Origin of the sequence: Microbacterium sp. PRF11, from assembly GCF_031844085.1 — a bacterium.
Lineage (GTDB): Bacteria > Actinomycetota > Actinomycetes > Actinomycetales > Microbacteriaceae > Microbacterium.
Window position 1 is genome coordinate 414,398 of record NZ_JAUZUP010000001.1, and the last position, 20,562, is coordinate 434,959.

Sequence of the window (20,562 nt, forward strand, 5' to 3'; positions counted from 1 at the left end):
CTCTTCGTGACGTACACCCTGCAGAACGCCGTCCTGCCGCTCGACCGCGACCCCGACCTCCTCCCCCTGTACGTCGACCCCGAGACGTGGTCGACGATCGACGAGGAACCGGTCCGGGTCACCAACGTCGCCCAGCTCGGCAACATCCTCGACCGGCACCGGGCCCGCATCGTGGCCGGACGCCGCGTCTCGTTCGGCACCTACTTCAACGCCTTCCCCGCCTCGTACTGGCAGCACTGGACGGCCGTCCGCCAGGTACGGCTGACGGTGCGAACCTCCGGCGACGCGACGATCCTCGTCTACCGCTCGAACGGCGGCGGCACGAAGCAGCGCATCGAGACCCGCGAGGTCTCCGGCGAGCAGAGCGCCTCCGTGTTCGACCTCGTGCTCGATCAGTACAGCGACGGCGGCTGGATCTGGTTCGACGTCGCCGCCGACCGCACCGACGCGATGTTCGAGGGCGCCGAGTGGACGACCGAGCAGGAGCCCGTCCGCGGCGGCAAGGCCAGCATCGGCGTCACCACCTACAACAAGCCCGACTACTGCGTCGAGACGCTGCAGGCCCTCGCCGACGCCCCCGATGTGCTCGATGTCGTCGACCGCGTCTTCATCATCGACCAGGGCACCGATCTCGTCGAGGCCCAGGACGCGTACCCCGCCGTCGCCGAACGCCTCGGCGAGACGCTGCAGGTCCTCCGCCAGCCCAACCTGGGCGGCTCCGGCGGCTTCGCCCGCGCCATGGTCGAGACGCTGGCTCGCGAGGGCAGCGACTTCGTGCAGCTGCTCGACGACGACGTGCGCATCGAGCCCGAATCGATCCGCCGCTCCGTGGTCTTCGGTCGCTACGCCTCGGTCCCCACCATCGTCGGCGCGCACATGTTCGACCTGCTCGACCGCCCCAAGCTGCACGCCTGGGCCGAGGTCGTCGACGACGCCCCCTTCATGTGGCGCGCGCTCTTCCAGGAGCGCCTCCCCCATGACTTCAGCGTCGCGAACCTCCGGCAGTCGCCGCTGCTGCACATGCGCCTCGACGCCGACTACAACGGCTGGTGGATGTGCCTCATCCCCACCAGCATCCTGCGCGAGATAGGCCTCTCCCTTCCCGCCTTCATCAAGTGGGACGACGCGGAGTTCTGCGTCCGGGCACGGGATGCCGGCTACCCGACCGTCTCGATGCCGGGTGTGGCCCTGTGGCACGTGTCGTGGATCGGCAAGGACGACTCGATCGACTGGCAGGCCTACTTCCACGCCCGCAACCGCATCGTCGCGGCCCTGCTGCACTCGCGCTCACCGCTGGGGGGAACGCTCATCCGGCACAGCCGACGCGTCGACCTCAAGCACCTCATGATGATGCAGTACTACCCCGTCGAGCTGCGTCACCGCGCGCTGCGGGATGTGCTGTCCGGTCCCGCGCACATGCGTGAGAACCTCGCGACGGCCATGCCCGAGGCTCGAGCGGTCGCGAAGAAGCACCCCGAGACCGTCGTGCACAAGGACTCGGGGGTGCCGCTGCGCTCGCGCCGCGGCCGCCAGGTCTTCAAGCGTCTGAAGCAGCACCAGTTCGACAGCCCCACGGGGATCGCCCTGCGCACCTTCACCGCGCGCACTCTCCTCTCGCACTGGTTCCACACGCCCAAGGCCGAGAACGTCGCTCAGCCCGAGGTGGAGTTCGGCAAGGGCGATGCCAACTGGTGGCGCGTGCCCCTGTACGACAGCGCGCTCGTGAGCGCCGCCGACGGCTCCGGGAAGAACATCTACACGCGCGACCGCGCGCAGTTCCGCCGCATGCTCGTCGACAGCTGGAAACTGCACCGCCGCCTCCAGCGCGAGTGGCCCCGACTGTCCCGTCAGTACCGCCGCGCCCTGCCCGACCTCGTCTCCGAGGCGCAGTGGCGCGCGACGTTCGAGGAGCGCCCGTGACCACGGCATCCTTCGATCCGAAGACCGCGACGATCGTCGTCGTCACCTACAACCGGACGCACCTGCTGACCCGTCTGCTCGAGAGCATCGAGCGCATGGACCCCGCCCCGGGTCACCTGGTCATCATCGACAACGCTTCGACAGACGACACCACCGAGGTCGTCGAGTCCTTCCGCGACCGGCTCCCGACCGAGCTGGTGTACCGCCGCCTCGACACGAACACCGGCGGATCCGGCGGGTTCAGCGAAGGCATGCGCGTCGCCTACGAGCTGGGCTCCGAGTGGATCTGGCTCATGGACGACGACGTCGAGGTGGTGTCCGACGGCCTCGCGCGCATGGGGCACTGGGCGCCGCGCTTCCGCAGCATCCAGGGTCGGCGCTACGACTACGACGGCAGCGAGTTCTACTGGCAGTACCGGGTCGCCGAGTCGATGGCCATCCCGATCCCGTATGCGCCCGCCGCGTTCGATGCGAGCGGCTTCAAGCCGATGAACTCGGGATGCTTCGAGGGCATGTTCATCCACCGCGACATCGTCGCGAAGATCGGCCTGCCCGACCCGCGCTTCTTCATCTACTGGGACGACCAGCTGTACGGGTGGCTCGCGTCGCGCCAGACGCCCTCGGTCATCGTGAACGAGTTCGTGCTGCGCCGCACCCGCGAGATCAAGCAGTGGGACATGGGCATCCGTCACATGAACGCCTCGAGCGATGCCTACCGGTACTACATCATGCGCAACCGCGCGTACCTGGCGAAGTACTACCGCGCCCACGGCGTGTACCGAACGCTCCCCTTCGCCGCGGGTACCGCGCTGACGTTCGTGAAGGAGCTCATCCGTCTCGTCGTCGTCGAGCGCAAGGTCACGGGCACCAGCCACCTGTTCCGGGGTCTGCGCGACGGGCGGAAGATCGCCCGGGACGACTCCTGGGAGCCGATGCCGCCGCTGGAGGCCACGACCGCGGTCTGAGTCGCCGCGTGCCGAGGGCGCGCGAATCGTCGCGAGCGGCTGTTCGGCGTCAACCGAGCCGCGTCGGCAGCTGCTCCGCCATCAGCGGCGCCAGCGTGCGCGCGTACATGCGCGTCAGGTGGTTGTCGTCGCGATAGACCGCGACGTTGCCGATGACGCCGACGCACAGATCGTCGGGACAGATCCATGGCGTCAGATCGACCAGGGTCAATCCCTCCCGGCCGGCGAGCGGTTCCGCCGGATTGCGGTCCGCCAGCGACGCCGCGCGCGGAGTCGCGCATTCGAGGAGGTCGTCGCTGCCGCTGACGCACCCGAACATGTCGAAGGAGAAGCGCGGATTGTCGCGGATGCCGAAGACCGGGATACCGGCATCCTCCATCCGGTCCAGGAACCGGTCGATCCCCGGGCGCAGCATCTCGTCGTCCTCCCCGGCGTCGGATCGGGTGAGCACGGTCATGACGGCGTCGGGTCGCACCCGTTCGACGAGAGAGATGGCCTCCTCGCGCCACTGGTCGCACTGGTCGTCCATGCCCGGCTCGTCGAGCCCCATCGAGCACCCGCCCTTGATCAGCGAGACCACTCCCCAGCCGTTCTCGGCGGCCACCGGGAAGAGGGCCGCGGTGACCTGCTGCGAGTGCGAATCCCCGATGACGGCGACCGTGCGGCGCGCACGGGTGATGTGCTCCGTCTCGCCGCACGTTCCGTTCAGGATGTCGGTCGAGGTGCTCCACACGCCCGTGCATCCGCGGTCGGACTGCGTCCACTCGTCTTCGAGCAACGTGGGCAGCGGCAGGAGAGGAGCGTCCGCGGGGAGCTCGGCGAGGGAGGCGTCGCGGAGGACCCCGGCGCCCGGGTTCATCGCCTCCGCCTGCGCCTCGATCGCACGCTCGCGCGCCCAGGTCGTCGTCTGCCACGCCCCGACGGGCAGGGCGACCACACTGACGGCGGTCGCGACGATCGCGAGAGGGACGAGCGGAGAGCGGTCGGATCGGCGCCATGCCCGCAGGGGGGCGTCGACGACGCGCGTGACGATGCGCGCAAGTACGAGCGAGAGCCCGACGATCCCAAGGCCCCCGACCAGCCCCACCTCGGCCCGGTCGTTCACGACGAGGAAGGTGATGAGGATGGGCCAGTGCACGAGATACAGCGCATAGGCGTCGCGGCCGAGGGCGCGCAGGGGGCGGGATGCCAGCAGCCGCGCCGGTCCGGTCCCGCCGGCCTCGGGAGCGCCCGACGCCACGATCGCCGACGCGCATAGCACGGGCCAGAGCGCGAGGAAGCCCGGGAAGCCACCCCGCACGTCGAGCACCGCCCCGAGGACGAGGAGCCCGGCGAGCCCGACCCAGCCGATGACCGCCCCGAGCACCCTCCCCATCCGCAGGTGCGGCAAGGCGACCACGAGCAGAGACCCGGCCGCGAACTCCCACAGCCGTGCGCCGGTGTCGAAGTAGGCCGCCTGCTGAGCGGTCTCGGTCCGCACGACCGAATAGAGGAACGACAAGACGAACACCGCACCGAAGACGACGGCCACGACGCGATCGGGTGACCAGCCGCGGCGGCGCACGATCCCCTGGCACAGGGCGAGGAGAGCGACCCACAGCACGAACGCCTGCCCCTGGACCGACATCGACCAGAAGTGCTGCAGCGGGCTCAGCGCCTGGGAGCGCGCGTAGTAGTCGACGGCATCCACCGCCAGGAGCCAGTTCTGCGTGTAGGTCAGGGACGCCCACGTCTGCTCCCAGACCGGGCGCCACATCGTCTCCGGGTAGACCAGCCACACCGTGGCGAGCACGCCGACGAGGGTCACCGCGGCCGCGGGCAGCAGGCGACGGAAGATGCCGAGCAGGTGCGCGACGGGTCGGGTGGGCGAGGGGCCGTCCATGCGGCGGACGAACCCCCGTGTGAGGAAGAACGCCGACAGCATCAGGAAGACGTCGACGCCGCCCGATACCCGTCCGAACCACACGTGGTACGACACGACCAGGAGGATCGCGACGGCGCGTAGACCGTCGACGTCGGGGCGGTACGCCCACCTGTCGCCGTCGGCGACGACAACGCGAGTGCGAGAGGGAGAGGTGGTGGGCGCCGAGCTCACGCCAGCTGGTTGTTCCACATCGAGAGGGCGGAACCGATCGCCATGTGCATGTCGAGGTACTGGTAGGTGCCCAGACGTCCGCCGAAGAACACGTCCTTCTCGCCCTTCGCGAGCTCCCGGTAGGCCAGCAGCCCGGTGCGGTCGTCGGCGGTGTTGACCGGGTAGTACGGCTCATCGGCGCGCGTGGCGAAGCGGGAGTACTCACGCACCACGACCGTCTTGTCGGTCGGGTAGCGGTCGGCGCGCTCGGGGTGGAAGTGCTTGAACTCGTGGATGCGCGTGTACGGCACATCGGCGTCGGCGTAGTTCATCACGCTCGTCCCCTGGAAGTCGCCGATCGGCAGCACCTCCTGCTCGAAGTCGAGCGTGCGCCACGACAGCTCACCCTCGGCGTAGTCGAAGTACCGGTCGACGGGACCGGTGTAGACCACCGGTACCTGACCGACCGTCGCGTTCTTGTTCAGCGGCTGCGACTCGTCGAAGTAGTCGGTCGACAGCTTCACCTCGATGTTCGGGTGATCGGCCATGCGCTCCAGCCAGGCGGTATACCCATCGACGGGCAGACCCTCCCACGTGTCGTTGAAGTACCGGTTGTCGTAGGTGTACCGCACGGGCAGACGCGAGATCACCTCGGCGGGAAGGTCCTTCGGATCGGTCTGCCACTGCTTCGCGGTGTAGTCGCGGATGAAGGCCTCGTACAGCGGCCGGCCGATCAGCGCGATGCCCTTCTCCTCGAGATTCGCGGCATCCTTCGCATCGAACTCCCCCGCCAGCTCCTGCACGAGCGCGCGCGCCTGATCGGGGGTGTAGGCGGCCTGGAAGAACTGGTTGATCGTGCCGAGGTTGATCGGCAGCGGGAACACCACGTTCTTGTGCGTGGTGTAGACGCGGTGCACGTAGTTCGTGAACTCCGTGAAGCGGTTGACGTACTCCCACACCGTCGGGTTCGAGGTGTGGAACAGGTGCGCACCGTACTGGTGCACCTCGATGCCCGTCTCGGGCTCGTCCGCCGAGTAGGCGTTGCCGCCGATGTGATGACGACGGTCGATGACCGTGACCTTGCGACCCGCGGCAGCGGCACGCTCGGCGATGGTGAGGCCGAAGAAGCCCGAGCCGACGATGAGGAGATCCATGAGAGAGGGCTTTCGATTCGGATGCCGGGGCTCACCCCCGAGGGAAACGTCCGCTCGATACTACCCGCGGCGTCTCCGAGGTCCGCTGACCGCGTCCAGCGGCCCCGCAGAGACGGTCCGATACGATGGCGTGTCGAAATGACCGCAGACGGAGAAGAAATCGTATGAGTGAGTGGATCAGCGCGGTTCCGGCGTACCTCGTCGTCGCACTGGTCCTGATCCTCCCGGGTGCGTCGGTCATCGTCGCCGGATGGGGATGGCGGAGCCCTCAACGCCTGCTGCTCGCACCGGCGATCTCGGCCACAATCGCGGCCGTCGCCGCGTCGGTCGCCCCCCTCGTCGGGTTGAGCTGGGGTCTGATTCCCCTCGTCCTGGTCACGCTCGTCGTCGCATGTATCGGCCTCATCCTCCGCCGTCGCGCGACCGCGGATCCGCGCCCGCGCGCACCCCGCACGGGCCTGTTCGTCGTCGTCGCCCTCGCTCTCGCTGCCGTGGTCAACGCCGTCATCTTCGCGCGGGCCTTCGGCGCGCCCGGGAACATCGCGCAGCGGTTCGACAACATCGTCCACCTGAACGCCATCGCCTCGGCTCTGCAGAACGGCAGCGCGTCGCCCTTCCAGATCGGGTCGACCTCCGACATCGGCTTCTACCCGAATGCGTGGCATGCGCTGACGACTCTCGGTGCCGAGATGACGGGCGCGACGGTTCCGGTCGCGGTCAACGGCGCGAACCTCGCCATCGTCTCGATCCTGTGGCCCGCGTCCGTGATGGCACTGGCCGGAGCGTTCTTCGCCGAACGTCGGACCGCCTACGTCACCGCCGCCGCCCTCGCCACGGGTTTCGGCGCCTTCCCGGCCCTGTTCTTCAACTGGGGCGTGCTGTACCCGAACCTCGTCGGGTACGCGATGATCCCCGCGGCACTCGCTGCCGTCGTGACGATGCTGCCGGAGCGGGGTGCACCCGCGCTGGTGCGCTCCGCCCTGCTCGTCGCCCTCCTGGCCGGAGGAACGTTCCTCGGGCACCCGAACGCGTTCCTCAGTCTCCTGTTCTTCGCCGCCGCGGTCGTCATCACCTCCGCCGCAGTGAAGGCGGCGAGCGAACGCACGCGCGGATCGATCCTGTTCCTCGCGGCGGCGGTCGTCGGTTTCGGCCTCGCGCTGGCGGCGACCCTCGCGGTCTTCCGAACGGGAGCGGAGCACTCGGGATGGACCCCGTGGCAGCAGCTGTCGCAGTCTCTGGGAGAGGGGCTGTTCGTCTCACCGCGCGGATACAACCCCACCACCCTGATCTCGATCCTGCTGATCGTCGGGTTCTTCGCCGTCGCCCGCCGTTCGCGGTGGCTCCCGGCCGTCATGCCGTTCGCCGTGGCCGTCGCCCTCTTCGCGATCGCCTCCGGGTTGCGCATCGACAGCCCCTTGCGTCAGCTGGTGACCAACCCCTGGTACAACGACTCGAACCGCCTCGCCGCCCTCCTACCACTGGTAGCCATCCCGGTGGCGACCCTCGGCGCGATAACCGTCGTCGACCTGGTCCGGCGCGCCGCGCGCCACCGTCGGACTCCTCGATGGGTCGGCATCGGCGCCGCGGCGCTCGGAGTTCTCGCGCTCTTCTCCGTCGCGACGGGTCCGAACGTGCGCATGGCCCTCGACCAGGTCCGCGAGGCGTACGCGTACACGGACAGCTCCCTCATCCTCTCGTCGGACGAAGAGGCATTGCTGGAGCGCCTCGACGGCGAGACCCCCGAGGATGCGCTCATCGCCGGCAGCCCTCGGACGGGGGCTTCGCTCGCGCTCGCCTTCGCCGACCGGCAGGTGACCCAGAAGCACGTCTTCGGCAGTCCCTCGCCGGAACTGCTGTTCCTCAATGCGCATCTGCGCGACATCGACACCGATCCGGCCGTCTGCCGGACCGTCGATCAGCTCGGCATCGACTACGTGCTCGACTTCGGTCGTCAGGACGTGATGGATCCCGCCGGCGCCGCGGCCTACGACGGCATCCAGGATCTGAGCCCGGGCCGACACCTCCAGCTCGTCGACTCCGAGGGGCCGAACGCCCGCCTCTTCCACATCGAGGGCTGCTGACGTGACCCGTTCCTCCACGGTCGCCGTCGCGTACGACTGCCTCTTCCCGTTCACCACGGGAGGGGGCGAACGCCAGTACCGCGCGTCGGCGGACGTCCTCGGCGATCTCGGGTTCGACGTCGATTACCTCACGTCGGTGCAATGGGACGGCGCGACCCCGGCCGAAGAGCACTTCCGCATCCTGCCGATCACGCGTCGCCTCTCGCTCTACGACGCGGGCGGGGTGCGCCGCATCCCCGCCGCGCTCCGTTATGCCACCGCGTTGTTCACCGCCCTCCTGCGGCGACGGCGCCGCTACGCCGCCGTCATCGTCAGCGGCCTGCCGATCTTCAACGTCTTCGCTGCTCGACTCGCGCTCCTGGGCTCGGGGACGAAGCTCGTCGTCGACTATCTCGAGGTGTGGCACCGTCGGCAGTGGGTCGAGTACTCGGGCGCGCTCACCGGCACGATCGCCTGGGTCCTGCAGCGTGCCGCCATCGCCATCACCCCGCTCGCGACGTGCCACTCGCAGCTGAGCGCCACCCGTCTGCGTCGCGAGGGACTGCGTCGACCGCCGCTGGTCAGTCCCGGTCTCATCGACGGCGCCGTTCAGGTCGCCGAGGCCGGGCCGGCCGCGTCGCCGCCCTACGTGCTCTACGTCGGCCGGCACATCCCCGACAAGCGTGTCGAGGTCCTTCCCGCGGCGGTCGCCGCGGCGCGCGAGAGCGTCCCCGATCTGCGTCTCGTGATCCTCGGCACCGGTCCGAGTTCCGGCGCCGTCCGCGCGGAGGTGAGCCGCGTCGGCGGCGACGCCTGGACCGATCTCCCGGGCTTCGTCTCGGATGCCGAGCTCGACGCGCTCCTGCACGGCGCGGTGTGCCTGGTGAATCCGTCGCGGCGCGAGGGGTACGGTCTCGTCGTGGTCGAGGCCAACGCTCACGGCACTCCTGTCGTCCTCGTCGACGACGAGGGCAACGCCTCGACCGAACTCATCGACGCCGGAGTGAACGGCGTCGTCTCGCCCACCACCGACCCCACCGACCTCGCCCGGGCCATCCGGGACGTCGTCGACGGCGGTGACGACCTGCGCCGCTCCGCGCGCGCCTGGTACGACACCGCCCTCGACACCCGCACCATCCGCCGCACCGTGGAAGGGATCCTCTCGGCACTGCCGCTGCCGAGCCCCACCTCGGTGAAGACGAAAGAAGACAGCCCGTGACCACTCCCGCACCGACGGACGTCGAACTGACGATCCTCATGCCCTGCCTCAACGAGGCCGAGACGCTCGAGGTCTGCATCCGCAAGGCACAGGGATTCCTGGACCGCAGCGGCATCCGGGGAGAAGTGCTCATCTCCGACAACGGCAGCACCGACGGCTCGCAGGCCATCGCCGAGCGACTCGGTGCGCGTGTGTCGCACGCGCCGCGCCGGGGCTACGGCGCCGCGCTCATCAACGGCATCGAGACGGCCCGCGGACGGTACATCATCATGGCCGACGCCGACGACAGCTACGACTTCGAGAACCTCGAGCCCTTCGTCGAGCGACTGCGGGCCGGCGCCGATCTCGTCATGGGCAACCGCTTCCGCGGCGGTATCGCCCCCGGCGCCATGCCACCGCTGCACAAGTACCTCGGAAACCCGGTGCTGTCGTTCATCGGCGAGCTCTTCTTCAAGCCCGGCATCCGCGACTTCCACTGCGGCCTGCGCGGCTTCAATCGCGCGCGTATCCGCGAACTCGACCTGCAGACCACCGGTATGGAGTTCGCCTCCGAGATGGTCGTGCGCGCCTCGCTCGCCCGCTTCCGCATCGAAGAGGTGCCGACGACGCTGAAGAAGGACGGCCGCTCGCGCCCGCCGCACCTGCGCAGCTGGCACGACGGCTGGCGCCACCTGCGCTTCCTCCTGCTCTTCGCCCCCCGGTGGCTGTTCGTCTACCCGGGTCTGGTCGCGTTCTTCCTCGGCGCGATCGCCGTGGCGGTGCTGGCCTTCGGCGGGGTGAACATCGGCGGCGTCGGCTTCGACGTCACGACCATGGTCTACGCGAGCGCCCTATGCGTGATCGGGTTCCAATCGCTGTTGTTCTTCTGGCTCACGAAGCTGTACGCCACACAGGAGGGCTTCCTCCCGACGAGTGAGCGGTACCGACGAATCGTCGCGAAGTGGTCCGCCGAACGCGGCCTGCTGATCGGTGTGGGCCTGTTCTTCCTCGGCATCGTCATCGGTATCGTCCAGGTCGCCGTATGGGGCAATCTCGACTTCGGTCAGCAGAACGCGGCGCAGGCCGTGCGGATCGCCGTGCCCAGCGCGCTGCTGATCATCCTCGGATTCCAGACCGCGATGATGAGCTTCTTCTCGGGCGTGCTCACCACGCCCCGGCGCGAGCAGCGCCCCGAAGCCGTCATCGAGAGTTGATGTCCTCGAGACGCGTCCTGGTCGACCTGCTCGGTTTCACCGGTGCGCGGGGCGGTACCGAGACGTACGTGCGGGAGATCCTGCCCCGCCTGGCCGAACGTCTGCCGGACGTGCGCTTCGCGGCGCTCACGGGACGAGCGGGCACCGACCGGGTCTCGGCGTTCTTTCCCGGCTCCGTGCGGACGCTCCCCTGGGTCGGCGCCGACCCGGCGACGTGGGCGTTGGGGGCCGTGGCCGGCACCGAGCTCGCCGGTCGCCGCGCCCGCGCCGACCTCATCTGGGCTCCGGCGAACTTCGGTCCGGTCCTGCGGGGCCTGCCGCGGGTCGTGACGGTCCACGATGCCATCTACGACGAGGTCCGCGGCAGCCTCGCGCAGCGGGCGCAGCGCGCCGTGACCTCGACGCTCATGCGCCGGTCGGCGCGGTCGGCCGACCGGGTGATCACGGTCTCGCACGCCGCCGCCGCCAGCATCGGCCGTCATCTCGGCGTGGACGCGCACCGCATCTCGGTCGTGCACAACGGCAGCTCCGCCCCGCGCCCCGTCGACGACCCGCGTGCCGAGCTCGCGTCCTTCGCCTTCCCGGCCGGCCGTCCGATCGTGATGAGTGTCGGCAACCGGATGCCGCACAAGAACTTCCGCGGACTGCTCGAGGCCGTCGCGACCCTGCCCGCCGAGAATCGTCCCGTGACGGTGGTCGCCGGCAGCAGCCTGCCCGATCCTCTCGAAGACGACGTGGTCCGTCTCGGCCTGCAGCAGGATGTGGTGCTCCCCGGCTGGGTGAGCGACGCACAGCTGGAGGCGCTGTTCCAGGTCGCCGACCTCTACGTGTGCCCGTCGCTGGTCGAGGGCTTCGGTCTCCCCGTCGTCGATGCCCTCCGGCGCAGTGTGCCCGTGCTGGCGAACGACGTCCCGGTGCTGCGCGAGGTCGGCGGCGACGCGGCCCGTTACGCCGATGCGACGGATGCCGCGACCTTCGGCGCCGCGATCTCGGCGGCGCTGTCCGCCCCGACGGACGCCGCTCGGCGCGCGGCGGCGAAGGACTGGGCCGCCCGATTCACCTGGGACGACGCCGCGGACGGTACCGCTCGCGTGCTCGACGCGGTGCTCGCGGGGAGCCGTCGATGACCGCTCCCTCGATGAAGCGCCGCCTCCTCGGCTTCCTGCTCGTGCCGGCGATCGCCGCGCTCTCGCCGATCATCGCCCTGCCCGCCGTCACCCAGATCGCGGGGCCCGGCGGATGGGCGAGCGCGATCGCGGGTGAGTCGATCGGCACGTTCGCCGCGATCGCCATCGGGTGGGGGTGGGCCACGGTGGGCCCCGCGCTCATCTCGATCGCGGGGAACGACGACGAGCGCGCCCGGCTCTACCGCGAATCGTTGATCGTGCGACTGTCGATCTCGATCCTCGCCCTCCCGGCACTCGCCGTCATCTGCTGGCTGATCGCGACGCCGGGTGCGGAGTGGCTGACCATCCTGATGGGCATGCAGGGCGCGCTCATCGCGCTGTCGTTCACGTGGTTCTCCGCGGGCGTCGGCGACCCGCGGACGATCGTCATCTTCGACGCGGCCCCGCGCCTGCTCGCCAACCTCGCCGCCGCGGCCCTCGTGCTCGCCACGGGCGTCGTCGTGCTCTATCCGCTCGCGGGGATTCTCGTCACCCTCGTCGGCACGAGCATCTTCACGATGCGTCTGCTTCGCCGGCATCCGGGTCCCTGGCCGCGCCCCCGGGATCTGCCGCGACTGCTGCGGTCGAACCTCGCCGTCGCCCTGAACGATGCCGGCCTGAGCGGCTACTCCAGCGTCCCGGCGCCGGTCGTCAACGTGACGGCGATGCCCACCGCGGCCTCGGGCTACGCCACCGCCGACAAGATGCTCAAGCTCGGGCAGTTCATCCCCATGACCCTCGCCAACGCCCTGCAGGCGTGGATCGGCGAGGCGCACGGCCCGCACCGGGCGCGGCGCATGACCGTCGCGATCGGTCTGGCCACCGCGACCGGACTGCTCGGCTGGGCGGGCCTGGCGCTGGTGGGACCGTGGCTGACGAGCGTCTACCTCCCGGCCGCTCCCGCACCTTTCGACATCCTCCTGGTCATGGGGCTGGTGTTCTTCTTCTTCTCGGTGCGCACCGCCGTCGCGCGACTCGTGCTGTTCCCGGCGGGTCAAGCCGCAGCCGTCATGCGGGCCACTCTGATCGCCACCGTGCTCGGTATCCCCCTCATGATCGGCCTCGGCATCGCGTGGGGTCCGGTGGGAGCCGCCCTCGGCTACGCGTTCACCGAGGGCGCCGCCGCCCTTCTGCTCACCCGTCGCTGCCTCCGCGTGCTGCGCGACCTGCGCCACGAGACCGTCGAGGTGGCGCCGTGAGCGCCGCCTCCCCCGAAAGGACCGCGCGATGACCGTCGCCATCAACGGCCGTTTCCTCATCGACTCGTTCGGCGGCGTGCGCCGTTTCGCCACCGAACTCACCCACCACCTGGCGGCGGCACGCGATGACGTCGTCCTCCTGGTCCCCGCAGCGGCCGACACCTCGAGCGTCGCCGGTGTGCGCACCGAGACCGTGGGCCGGCTCGCCGGACCCGCGTGGGAGCAGCTCGAGCTGCCGCGATGGCTCCGCCGCAACGGCTCACCCCTGCTGCTGAACTTCGCGAACATCGCCCCGATGCTCTATCGGCGACAGATCACGGTGCTGCACGACATCGCCCCGGCCATCCGGCCGCAGGACTTCACCCTCCCTTTCCGCCTCCAGTGGCAGCTCGCCGTGCGCTACGGAATGCTGCGGCGCGGACAGAGTCTCGTCACGGTGAGCCACGCCTCGCAGCACGAGATCGCCGAGCGCTTCGGTGTGGACGTCTCGCGGATCGAGGTCGTCTACGAGGGCGCCGACAGCCTGCCCGTTCCGCCGCAGAAGGCTCCGGATGCCGGCTCCCCCACCCGTCTGGTCGCCTTCGGCCGTCACGGGGCGGCGAAGAACACGCGGGCCGTCCTCGACGCCCTCGCGCTGCTGCCCTCGGACACGGCCGTCGAGGTCGAGTTCGTGGGCAAGCTCGACCCCGAGCTCGAGCCCTACGCGGCGCAGAAGGATATCGATCCGCAGCGCCTCGTGTGGAGCGGACCGGTGAGCGACGAAGAGCTCGCGGAGGCGTTCGCCCGGGCCGACGCCTTCGTGTGGCCTTCCCTGCACGAGGGCTTCGGGCTCCCCCCGCTCGAAGCGCAGCGCCTCGGAGCGCCGGTCCTCGCCTCCGACATCCCGATCAACCGCGAGATCCTCGGGGACTCCGCCCGCTACTTCCCACCGACCCGGCCCGACGCGCTTGCCACGCTCATGGCCGAGGTCGCGGCATCCTCCGCTCTTCGCGCCGACCTTGCGCGCGCCAGCCGCGAGAACGCGGAGCGGTTCACCTGGGATGCCACGACCTCCGCCTGGAACGAGATCATCGCCGCGCAGGCGCGCTGATTCCGCGCACCGCGGGCATCCCGGGCAGAATCGAAAGCGTGAACATCGGCTTCGTCGTGACGACCCTGGGGCGCCTCGACCCCCTCCGCGCCCTCCTGACGTCCCTGGAGGGCCAGCTGCAGCCCGGTGACCACGTGGTGCTGGTCGCGCAGGGGGCGCAGGACGAGGTCTCCGCCCTCGCCGTCGAGTTCGCCGAGAGGGGGGTCGCGGTCACCGCCACCTCCTCGGGCCGTGGCGCTTCGCTGGGGCGCAACACCGGTGTCGCGGCGCTTCCCGCGGGCGAGGCCGTCGTCACGTTCCCCAACGACAACACCACCTACCCCGCGGGCACCGTCGAAGCGCTGCACGCCGCCGTCGACGACCCGTCGTTCCGGGCGGGCGGTTTCACGTCGTGGGACGAGCGGGGCCCGAAGACCACCCTCCCCGAACCCGGGACACCGCTGGACAAGTACAACGTCTGGTCGGTCATCGAGATGGGCATCTTGATGCGGCGCTCGCTCTTCGACGCCGTCGGCGGCTTCGACGAGAACATGGGCCCGGGCTCGGCGACGCCGTGGCAGGTCGCGGAGGGCACCGACCTGCTCCTGCGGGCTATGGCGCTCGAGCCGGGACTCGTCCGCGACTTCCGCTGGCTTCCCGCCGCCGTGCACGTGGATGGGATCTCGACCGGCTTCGGACTGAGCGACGCCGAGCGGCGTCGCAAGCTGCGCGCCTACGGGCGAGGCACCGGGCGCGCGTTCGCGACCCACGGCTACCCGCTCTGGTGGCGCGCCGCGTTCACCGTGGCGGGCCTGCTCTACGGTGTGCGCAACCCGAAGCCCATCACGCTCCTCGACGGGTGGCCGATGTTCCTCGGCCGACTGGAAGGCGCACTGGGCCGCACGTTCGGACAGTCCCGCATGGTGTCGACCACCCGCTGACGCGGCGGCACCCCGGGCCCCGCAAGGGCCCGCTGATAGGGTGAGGAAGTGTCAAAGAGAGTTCTGATCACCGGCGGCGCCGGCTTCATCGGGTCCCACCTGTCGGAGCGCCTCCTCGCCGAGGGCAACGAGGTCATCTGCGTCGACAACTTCTTCACGGGGTCGCGTCGTAACGTCGAGCACCTCTTCGGCAACCCGCACTTCGAGTTGATGCGCCACGACGTGACGTTCCCGCTCTACGTCGAGGTCGATCAGATCTACAACCTCGCGTGCCCCGCCTCCCCGGTGCACTACCAGCACGACCCGGTGCAGACCACCAAGACCAGCGTGATGGGCGCCATCAACATGCTCGGCCTGGCGAAGCGACTGCGCGTGCCGATCCTGCAGGCCTCCACCTCCGAGGTCTACGGCGACCCCGCCGTCCACCCGCAGACCGAGGACTACTGGGGCAACGTCAACCCCATCGGCACCCGCTCCTGCTACGACGAGGGCAAGCGCGCCGCCGAGACGCTGTTCTTCGACTATCGGCGCCAGCACGACCTGTCGATCAAGGTCATCCGCATCTTCAACACGTACGGCCCGCGCATGCACCCCAACGACGGGCGCGTCGTGTCGAACTTCATCGTGCAGGCGCTGCGCGGCGAGCCCATCACCATCTACGGCGACGGCTCGCAGACCCGCTCGTTCTGCTTCGTCGACGATCTGGTCGACGGTATGGTGCGCCTCATGAACACCGGGCACGAGGTGACGGGCCCCATCAACGTCGGCAATCCCGGCGAGTTCACCATGCTGGAGCTCGCGAACGCCGTCCTCGAGATCACGGGCAGCTCGTCGCAGATCGAGCACCGCCCGCTCCCCCAGGACGACCCCAAGCAGCGCCAGCCCAACATCGACCTCGCCCGTCGCGAACTCGGCTGGGAGCCGACGATCGCGCTGCGCGCCGGTCTCGAGCGGACGGTGGAGTACTTCCGCGGGGTACTCGCGGGCTGAGGCGCGGTCCGGGGGCGAAGCGGGTCAGCGCGCGTCGAGGGTGATCCAGTCCGGCGCGAGTAGATCCGTCTTTTCCGTCCCGCTCAAGGTCCGAGGACGCGGTCCGGCGATAACGGGAGCGCCCGTGTGATTCTCCACTCCGGGCCTACGCGGCGGAGAGCAGTCAAGACCACTGCCTATAGTCGAATTATGCTGTCCGCTTTGCGATCGCGCGTGCGTCACGCGCGGGATCTGCCGCTCCTGCGTCCCCTCGTCGCCCGGGTTGATCGGCTCTGGTGGGCGCGCACCATCGAGCGAGCCGACATCGTCGACCTCGACTACGTCCGCGCCCAGACCGGCGTTCCGATGAGTGCGCGGGCGGCGATCCGGCGATACGTCGATGGCGGGTCTCGAGACGGTTTTCGGCTGTCCCCTCTCTTCGTCGACACGTCCGTCGGCGATCACCTCCCCGAGGCGTGGCGTGTTCCGGCGCTTTACGCCTACCTGGTTGCTGATCCACGGGGGCTGCAGGTGAGTCCGCTTTGGGACGCCGTAGCCTACGGTGAGCGACACCCCGAGGCGTTGAGCGCAAACGGAGGTCCCCTCGCTCATGCATGGCACCGCCGCCACGACCACTCCCTCCCTTTCGGTCCCTCCGCGGCGCCGGCGTCGGTCCCCTGGCACGACCTCTCTCGCGTCATCATCGACGCGGCGCACCGCGCACGAGTAGGCGGTGAGGTAGCCCCGCTCTCCGGTGCCGTGCCGCTGCGGCGGGAGCTGCTGATCGCGCTTGGACCTGAGGAATGGGACTTCGACGAATCCCTCGCCGAGGCGGTGCGCTTCGCTGAGCACGAGGATCACGGCGTCGCGATCGCGGTGATGGACGATCGCAGCGAGGATTGGGTCCTGGCGAGCATCTTCGCCGCGTCACAACCGAGGGTCCGCGTGAGTCGGCGTCGACATGACGACGCCAGCGTCGCCCTCGACGAGCTCCTGACCTCCTCGCAAGCCGACGTCGTGGTCGTACGCGGGCCGAACGAGACGCTGACGGCTGACACGGCGGCGGCGCTGGCCCGCCGCGTGGAGGAGGCCGGTACGGGTGTCGTCATCGGCCCCGTCTGGTGCGACGGCGACGGCACCATCGCCGCGGTCGGCGCGACGTCCGAGGGCCGCCTGCTCGCCGGTCATCCCCTGGAGGACCTCGCTGCCTTCGGCACCGAGACAGCGTTGGAGGTCCCCGCCCTCGCAGGCACGACGTTCGCGGCACACCGCGCTGACGTGGACGCCGCTTTACAAGGAGACGACCCCGCCGCTCGTCTGGGGCGCCGGCGGATCATCGCACTCGACCTCGAGTCGCGCACGCGGTCGCGTGTCCCCCTCCCCGACCTGCCGCCGCTCGACGTCGACGCGACCGCCCTGCTGCGGCGCGCGGGCTGGGAGCGCACATCACAGGCGCCGGGCATCCGCCGCCCACCGCAGACGGTCGAACTCCCCGACGGCACCACCGTGCCCCGACTGCGGTGGGCCCTCCGCACCGCGACACCGGTCGGGCCGCGCGCTGAAGGATGGGGCGATACCCATTTCGCGCGCGCGCTAGCGGCCGCCCTGCGACGCCTCGGACAGGAGGTGGTCATCGACTCCTATGCGGCGCGCTCTCGTCCGACGCGACAACTCGACGACGTCACGGTCGCTCTGCGTGGCCCCGAACCGATCAAGGCATCCCCGTTCGGCCGGTCGCTGCTGTGGATCATCAGCCACCCCGACGAGATCGCCGCCGATGATGTTGTCGGTTTCGATCGAGTCTTCGCAGCGTCCGCGCCCTGGTCGCGGCATGCCTCGGCAGAGCTGGGCGTGACAATCACCCCTCTGCCGCAGTGCACGGATGCCACGCGGTTCCATCCCGGCGGACGGCCGCGGGGCGACGACATCCTCTTTGTCGGCACCGCGCGCGGAATCCTGCGCCCCTCCGTCGTCGAACCGATCCGCGCGGGCATCCCGGTCACGGTCATCGGCCCCGATTGGCGCGGATGGATTCCGGCCGAGCGGATTGTGGCTACCGGGGTGAGCAATGACGAGCTGCCCGCACTCTACGAGAGTGCTGCGATCGTCCTGAACGATCACTGGCCGGCGATGCAGGAGCGCGGTTTCGTCGGTAACCGCCTCTTCGACGTGATTGCCTCAGGTGGCCGCGCCATCAGCGACCGCGTCGACGGCATCGCCGATCTGTTCGGACCCGCTGTCGTCATGTGGGATTCGGTGCCTGAGCTCATCGCGATGCTGTCCGACGACCCATCCGGCTTGTTCCCGTCCCGCGCCGAGCTGAAGGCTATCTCCGATCGCGTCCGCAAAGAGCACTCTTTCGACGCACGGGCCCGCACACTCCTAAACGCCGCCTTGGACTGAGTGCCACCGGGCCCGATCCGAGCGAGCGCCCCGGCTGATTCGCTCCCGCACGGGTTGCGGAGCGTCTATCCGGCGCTGCGGACTCCATCGTTCGACGCACCCATGATCGAGACGCTGGCCGCGACCGTGCCGACTGTGCCCTCTTCTCGGGCGCGGACGGTGAAGAGAGCGCCCTGGGCGAGCCCGTGGCTGCTCGGCTCGCTGACGCCGGCCGCGTTGGCGTTGACGTAGTACTGACCGGCGCCAAGGTTCATCGCCGCGACGCGCAGATCCACGGACACGGGCCCGGAGATGGGGTCGAGGCGGTGCTCGAGCATCTCGGTGTTCGACGCCAGCACCATGTGCCCGAGGGGGGTGTCGATGCTGAACCCGAGCTCCCAGCGTTCGATCGGCTTCATCGAGTCGACGTGCACGCGGATGGTGAGGGGATCGCCCTCATTGATCGTCTTCGTGCGCTCGCCGTCATCGGACAGCAGTTCGACCTGCTTGACCTGGATGGGGTGGACGGTCTGCTCCGGCGGCGCTTCGCCGACGCGGCGGCCCTCCAGCACGTCACGCAGTGCCCCGATGGCCTCGCGGGTCTCTCCGTCGAAGACCACGGAGCCGTCCTTGAGCACGATCCCCCGGTCGCACAGCTCGGCCACCTGCTGGGCGGAGTGCGTGACGAGGATGATCGTGCGGCCCTGCGCGCGGAACTCGGTGATGCGGTCCATGCACTTGCGCTGGAACGTCTCGTCGCCCACGGCCAGCACCTCATCGACGAGCAGGACGTCGGGATCGGTGTGGATCGCGACCGCGAAGGCCAGACGCACGTACATCCCCGAGGAGTAGAACTTCACCGCGGTGTCGATGAAGTCTCCGATCCCGCTGAAGTCGACGATGTTGTCGAACTCCCGGTCGATCTCCTCGCGGCTCATGCCGAGGATGGAGGCGTTGAGGTACACGTTCTCCCGGCCGCTCAGGTCGGGGTGGAACCCCGCACCGAGTTCGAGTAGCGCCGCCATCCGACCGCGCGTTTCGACAAGTCCCGTGGACGGGGACAGGATGCCGCCGATCAGCTTGAGCAGGGTGCTCTTGCCTGACCCGTTCGCACCGAGCAGCCCGACCGTCGTTCCTGCCTGGATGGTGAGGGAGACGTCGTCGACGGCGACGAAGTCCTTCCGGAACGACTTGCCCAGCCGCCCGAGGTGCACGACGCGATCCTTGAGGCTGTTGTCCTTGCGCACCTGGAAGTGCTTCGAGACTGATGTGAGGCGCACGATGTCCGGTGCGGCGGTGGCGATGTTCGTCATTACAGCTCCTGAGCGAAATTGCCCTGCATGCGGGTGAAGACGCGGTGCGAGATCACGAGCAGGACGAGACCGACCACACCGGCGACGAGCATGCGCAGACCGAGATTGGCGGGATAGTCCTCGGCGGTGCCCGCACCCCAGAAGGCGCGGTGGAAGCCGAGGACCGCGATGGTCAGCGGGTTGGACGCGTAGACGTCGAGTACCCACTCCGGCAGCTGGAAACGCGTGATCACGTCTTGCACCATGCGCCACGAGTAGACGATCGGAGCACCCCACATCGCGAGCATCAGCACGACCTCGGTCAAGTACTGGATGTCGCGCAGATAGACGTTCAGGGCCGACAGCAGTAGCCCGATGGCCAGACCGTAGACGATGATCAGGATCACCGAGGGGAAGAACCATAGCATTTCGGCCGGTTCCGGGAGGGCGCGGAAGATCAGTGCCGCGACGACGAGCACGCCCAGCTGCACGAGGAACATGAAACCGGCGCCGCCGATGCTCGCCAGCGGGAAGATCTCTCGCGGGAGGTAAATCTTCTTGACCAGGCCACCGTTCTGCAGGATCGAACCCGTCGCGCCGAAGACCATGTCGTTGAAGAACGCGTACAGCGTGAGGCCCGAGAAGAGGTAGACGGCGAAGTTGTCGATGCCCTCGGCCGCCCGCAGGAACTGTCCCAGCACGATGAAATACATCAGGAACTGGATCAGCGGACGGATGACCGTCCAGAGGAAGCCAAGGAAGCTGTCGCGGTAGCGCGCCTGGAGGTCGCGGCGCACGAGGAGATTCAACAAGTCCCGACGCCCGAGGATCTCGCCGATCTTGCCGAGTCGTCCGGTGGCGCGGCGGCCGCGCGAATCGACGATCGCGTAGGGCTCCTCGCTGATGCGAGCGAATCTCGCCTCGGTCTCCGTGCTCATCGGTGCAGTGCTCGCTGTCCT

At 69.3% G+C, this 20,562-nt stretch carries 15 protein-coding genes; 11 read left to right on the top strand and 4 right to left on the bottom strand.

Going from position 1 to position 20,562, the window contains the following annotated elements; all coding sequences use genetic code 11:
* Window positions 1-6: 6 nt before the first annotated feature.
* Both Q9R20_RS02030 and Q9R20_RS02035 read left to right on the top strand, forming a co-directional pair.
* Window positions 7-1,920 carry a glycosyltransferase gene (locus Q9R20_RS02030; protein ID WP_311247771.1) on the top strand — a complete coding sequence of 638 codons (1,914 nt, stop codon included), beginning with the start codon at window positions 7-9 and terminating at the stop codon, window positions 1,918-1,920.
* Entirely contained in the window at window positions 1,917-2,885 is a 969-nt protein-coding gene (locus tag Q9R20_RS02035; protein ID WP_311247772.1) for a glycosyltransferase family 2 protein, read from the top strand. The genes Q9R20_RS02030 and Q9R20_RS02035 overlap by 4 nt, the downstream gene beginning before the upstream one ends.
* Window positions 2,886-2,934: 49 nt before the next feature.
* On the opposite strand, the gene Q9R20_RS02040 is transcribed toward Q9R20_RS02035, so the two are convergent.
* Together Q9R20_RS02040 and glf are read right to left on the bottom strand one after the other, a co-directional pair.
* A complete protein-coding gene (locus tag Q9R20_RS02040) occupies window positions 2,935-4,980 on the bottom strand; it encodes an acyltransferase family protein (RefSeq protein WP_311247773.1) in 2,046 nt (681 codons plus the stop codon).
* Window positions 4,977-6,113, bottom strand: coding sequence for a UDP-galactopyranose mutase (glf, locus tag Q9R20_RS02045; RefSeq protein WP_295838918.1), 1,137 nt, complete (start codon window positions 6,111-6,113; stop codon window positions 4,977-4,979). The genes Q9R20_RS02040 and glf overlap by 4 nt, the downstream gene beginning before the upstream one ends.
* Before the next feature lie 164 nt (window positions 6,114-6,277).
* Here glf and Q9R20_RS02050 point away from each other — a divergent pair, with 164 nt between their 5' ends.
* The 9 genes from Q9R20_RS02050 to Q9R20_RS02090 all read left to right on the top strand — a co-directional run bounded on the left by Q9R20_RS02050 (window position 6,278) and on the right by Q9R20_RS02090 (window position 18,332).
* Window positions 6,278-8,194 (top strand): DUF6541 family protein, encoded by a 1,917-nt coding sequence (locus tag Q9R20_RS02050; RefSeq protein WP_311247774.1) that lies wholly within the window; start codon window positions 6,278-6,280, stop codon window positions 8,192-8,194.
* A gap of 1 nt (window position 8,195) precedes the next feature.
* Window positions 8,196-9,392, top strand: a complete 1,197-nt coding sequence (locus tag Q9R20_RS02055; protein ID WP_311247775.1) for a glycosyltransferase family 4 protein — start codon at window positions 8,196-8,198, stop codon at window positions 9,390-9,392.
* A complete protein-coding gene (locus Q9R20_RS02060) occupies window positions 9,389-10,585 on the top strand; it encodes a glycosyltransferase family 2 protein (protein WP_311247776.1) in 1,197 nt (398 codons plus the stop codon). Before Q9R20_RS02055 ends, Q9R20_RS02060 begins: the two co-directional genes overlap by 4 nt.
* Window positions 10,585-11,712 carry a glycosyltransferase family 1 protein gene (locus tag Q9R20_RS02065; RefSeq protein ID WP_311247777.1) on the top strand — a complete coding sequence of 376 codons (1,128 nt, stop codon included), beginning with the start codon at window positions 10,585-10,587 and terminating at the stop codon, window positions 11,710-11,712. Before Q9R20_RS02060 ends, Q9R20_RS02065 begins: the two co-directional genes overlap by 1 nt.
* Window positions 11,709-12,950 (top strand): lipopolysaccharide biosynthesis protein, encoded by a 1,242-nt coding sequence (locus tag Q9R20_RS02070; protein WP_150952311.1) that lies wholly within the window; start codon window positions 11,709-11,711, stop codon window positions 12,948-12,950. The genes Q9R20_RS02065 and Q9R20_RS02070 overlap by 4 nt, the downstream gene beginning before the upstream one ends.
* A gap of 28 nt (window positions 12,951-12,978) precedes the next feature.
* A complete protein-coding gene (locus Q9R20_RS02075; protein WP_311247778.1) occupies window positions 12,979-14,040 on the top strand; it encodes a glycosyltransferase family 1 protein in 1,062 nt (353 codons plus the stop codon).
* A 38-nt stretch (window positions 14,041-14,078) separates the two neighbouring features.
* Window positions 14,079-14,960, top strand: a complete 882-nt coding sequence (locus Q9R20_RS02080; RefSeq protein ID WP_311247779.1) for a glycosyltransferase — start codon at window positions 14,079-14,081, stop codon at window positions 14,958-14,960.
* 48 nt (window positions 14,961-15,008) lie between these two features.
* Window positions 15,009-15,950 (top strand): UDP-glucuronic acid decarboxylase family protein, encoded by a 942-nt coding sequence (locus Q9R20_RS02085; RefSeq protein WP_311247780.1) that lies wholly within the window; start codon window positions 15,009-15,011, stop codon window positions 15,948-15,950.
* A 189-nt stretch (window positions 15,951-16,139) separates the two neighbouring features.
* Window positions 16,140-18,332: a glycosyltransferase gene (locus tag Q9R20_RS02090; RefSeq protein WP_311247781.1), complete on the top strand. Its 2,193-nt coding sequence runs from the start codon at window positions 16,140-16,142 to the stop codon at window positions 18,330-18,332.
* A gap of 65 nt (window positions 18,333-18,397) precedes the next feature.
* On the opposite strand, the gene Q9R20_RS02095 is transcribed toward Q9R20_RS02090, so the two are convergent.
* The gene (locus tag Q9R20_RS02095) at window positions 18,398-19,624 is read right to left on the bottom strand and encodes an ABC transporter ATP-binding protein (protein WP_311247782.1); all 1,227 of its coding nucleotides are present in this window, start codon (window positions 19,622-19,624) and stop codon (window positions 18,398-18,400) included.
* Window positions 19,624-20,541: an ABC transporter permease gene (locus Q9R20_RS02100; protein WP_311247783.1), complete on the bottom strand. Its 918-nt coding sequence runs from the start codon at window positions 20,539-20,541 to the stop codon at window positions 19,624-19,626. The genes Q9R20_RS02095 and Q9R20_RS02100 overlap by 1 nt, the downstream gene beginning before the upstream one ends.
* Window positions 20,542-20,562: the final 21 nt, after the last annotated feature.

What these genes read in the sequence shown, in the direction of transcription:
- Q9R20_RS02095 (WP_311247782.1), bottom strand. Translation starts at nt 19,624, where the DNA reads ATGACGAACATCGCCACCGCCGCACCGGACATCGTGCGCCTCACATCA.
- Q9R20_RS02065 (WP_311247777.1), top strand. Translation starts at nt 10,585, where the DNA reads ATGTCCTCGAGACGCGTCCTGGTCGACCTGCTCGGTTTCACCGGTGCG.
- Q9R20_RS02090 (WP_311247781.1), top strand. Translation starts at nt 16,140, where the DNA reads ATGCTGTCCGCTTTGCGATCGCGCGTGCGTCACGCGCGGGATCTGCCG.
- Q9R20_RS02100 (WP_311247783.1), bottom strand. Translation starts at nt 20,541, where the DNA reads ATGAGCACGGAGACCGAGGCGAGATTCGCTCGCATCAGCGAGGAGCCC.
- glf (WP_295838918.1), bottom strand. Translation starts at nt 6,113, where the DNA reads ATGGATCTCCTCATCGTCGGCTCGGGCTTCTTCGGCCTCACCATCGCC.
- Q9R20_RS02075 (WP_311247778.1), top strand. Translation starts at nt 12,979, where the DNA reads ATGACCGTCGCCATCAACGGCCGTTTCCTCATCGACTCGTTCGGCGGC.
- Q9R20_RS02070 (WP_150952311.1), top strand. Translation starts at nt 11,709, where the DNA reads ATGACCGCTCCCTCGATGAAGCGCCGCCTCCTCGGCTTCCTGCTCGTG.
- Q9R20_RS02050 (WP_311247774.1), top strand. Translation starts at nt 6,278, where the DNA reads ATGAGTGAGTGGATCAGCGCGGTTCCGGCGTACCTCGTCGTCGCACTG.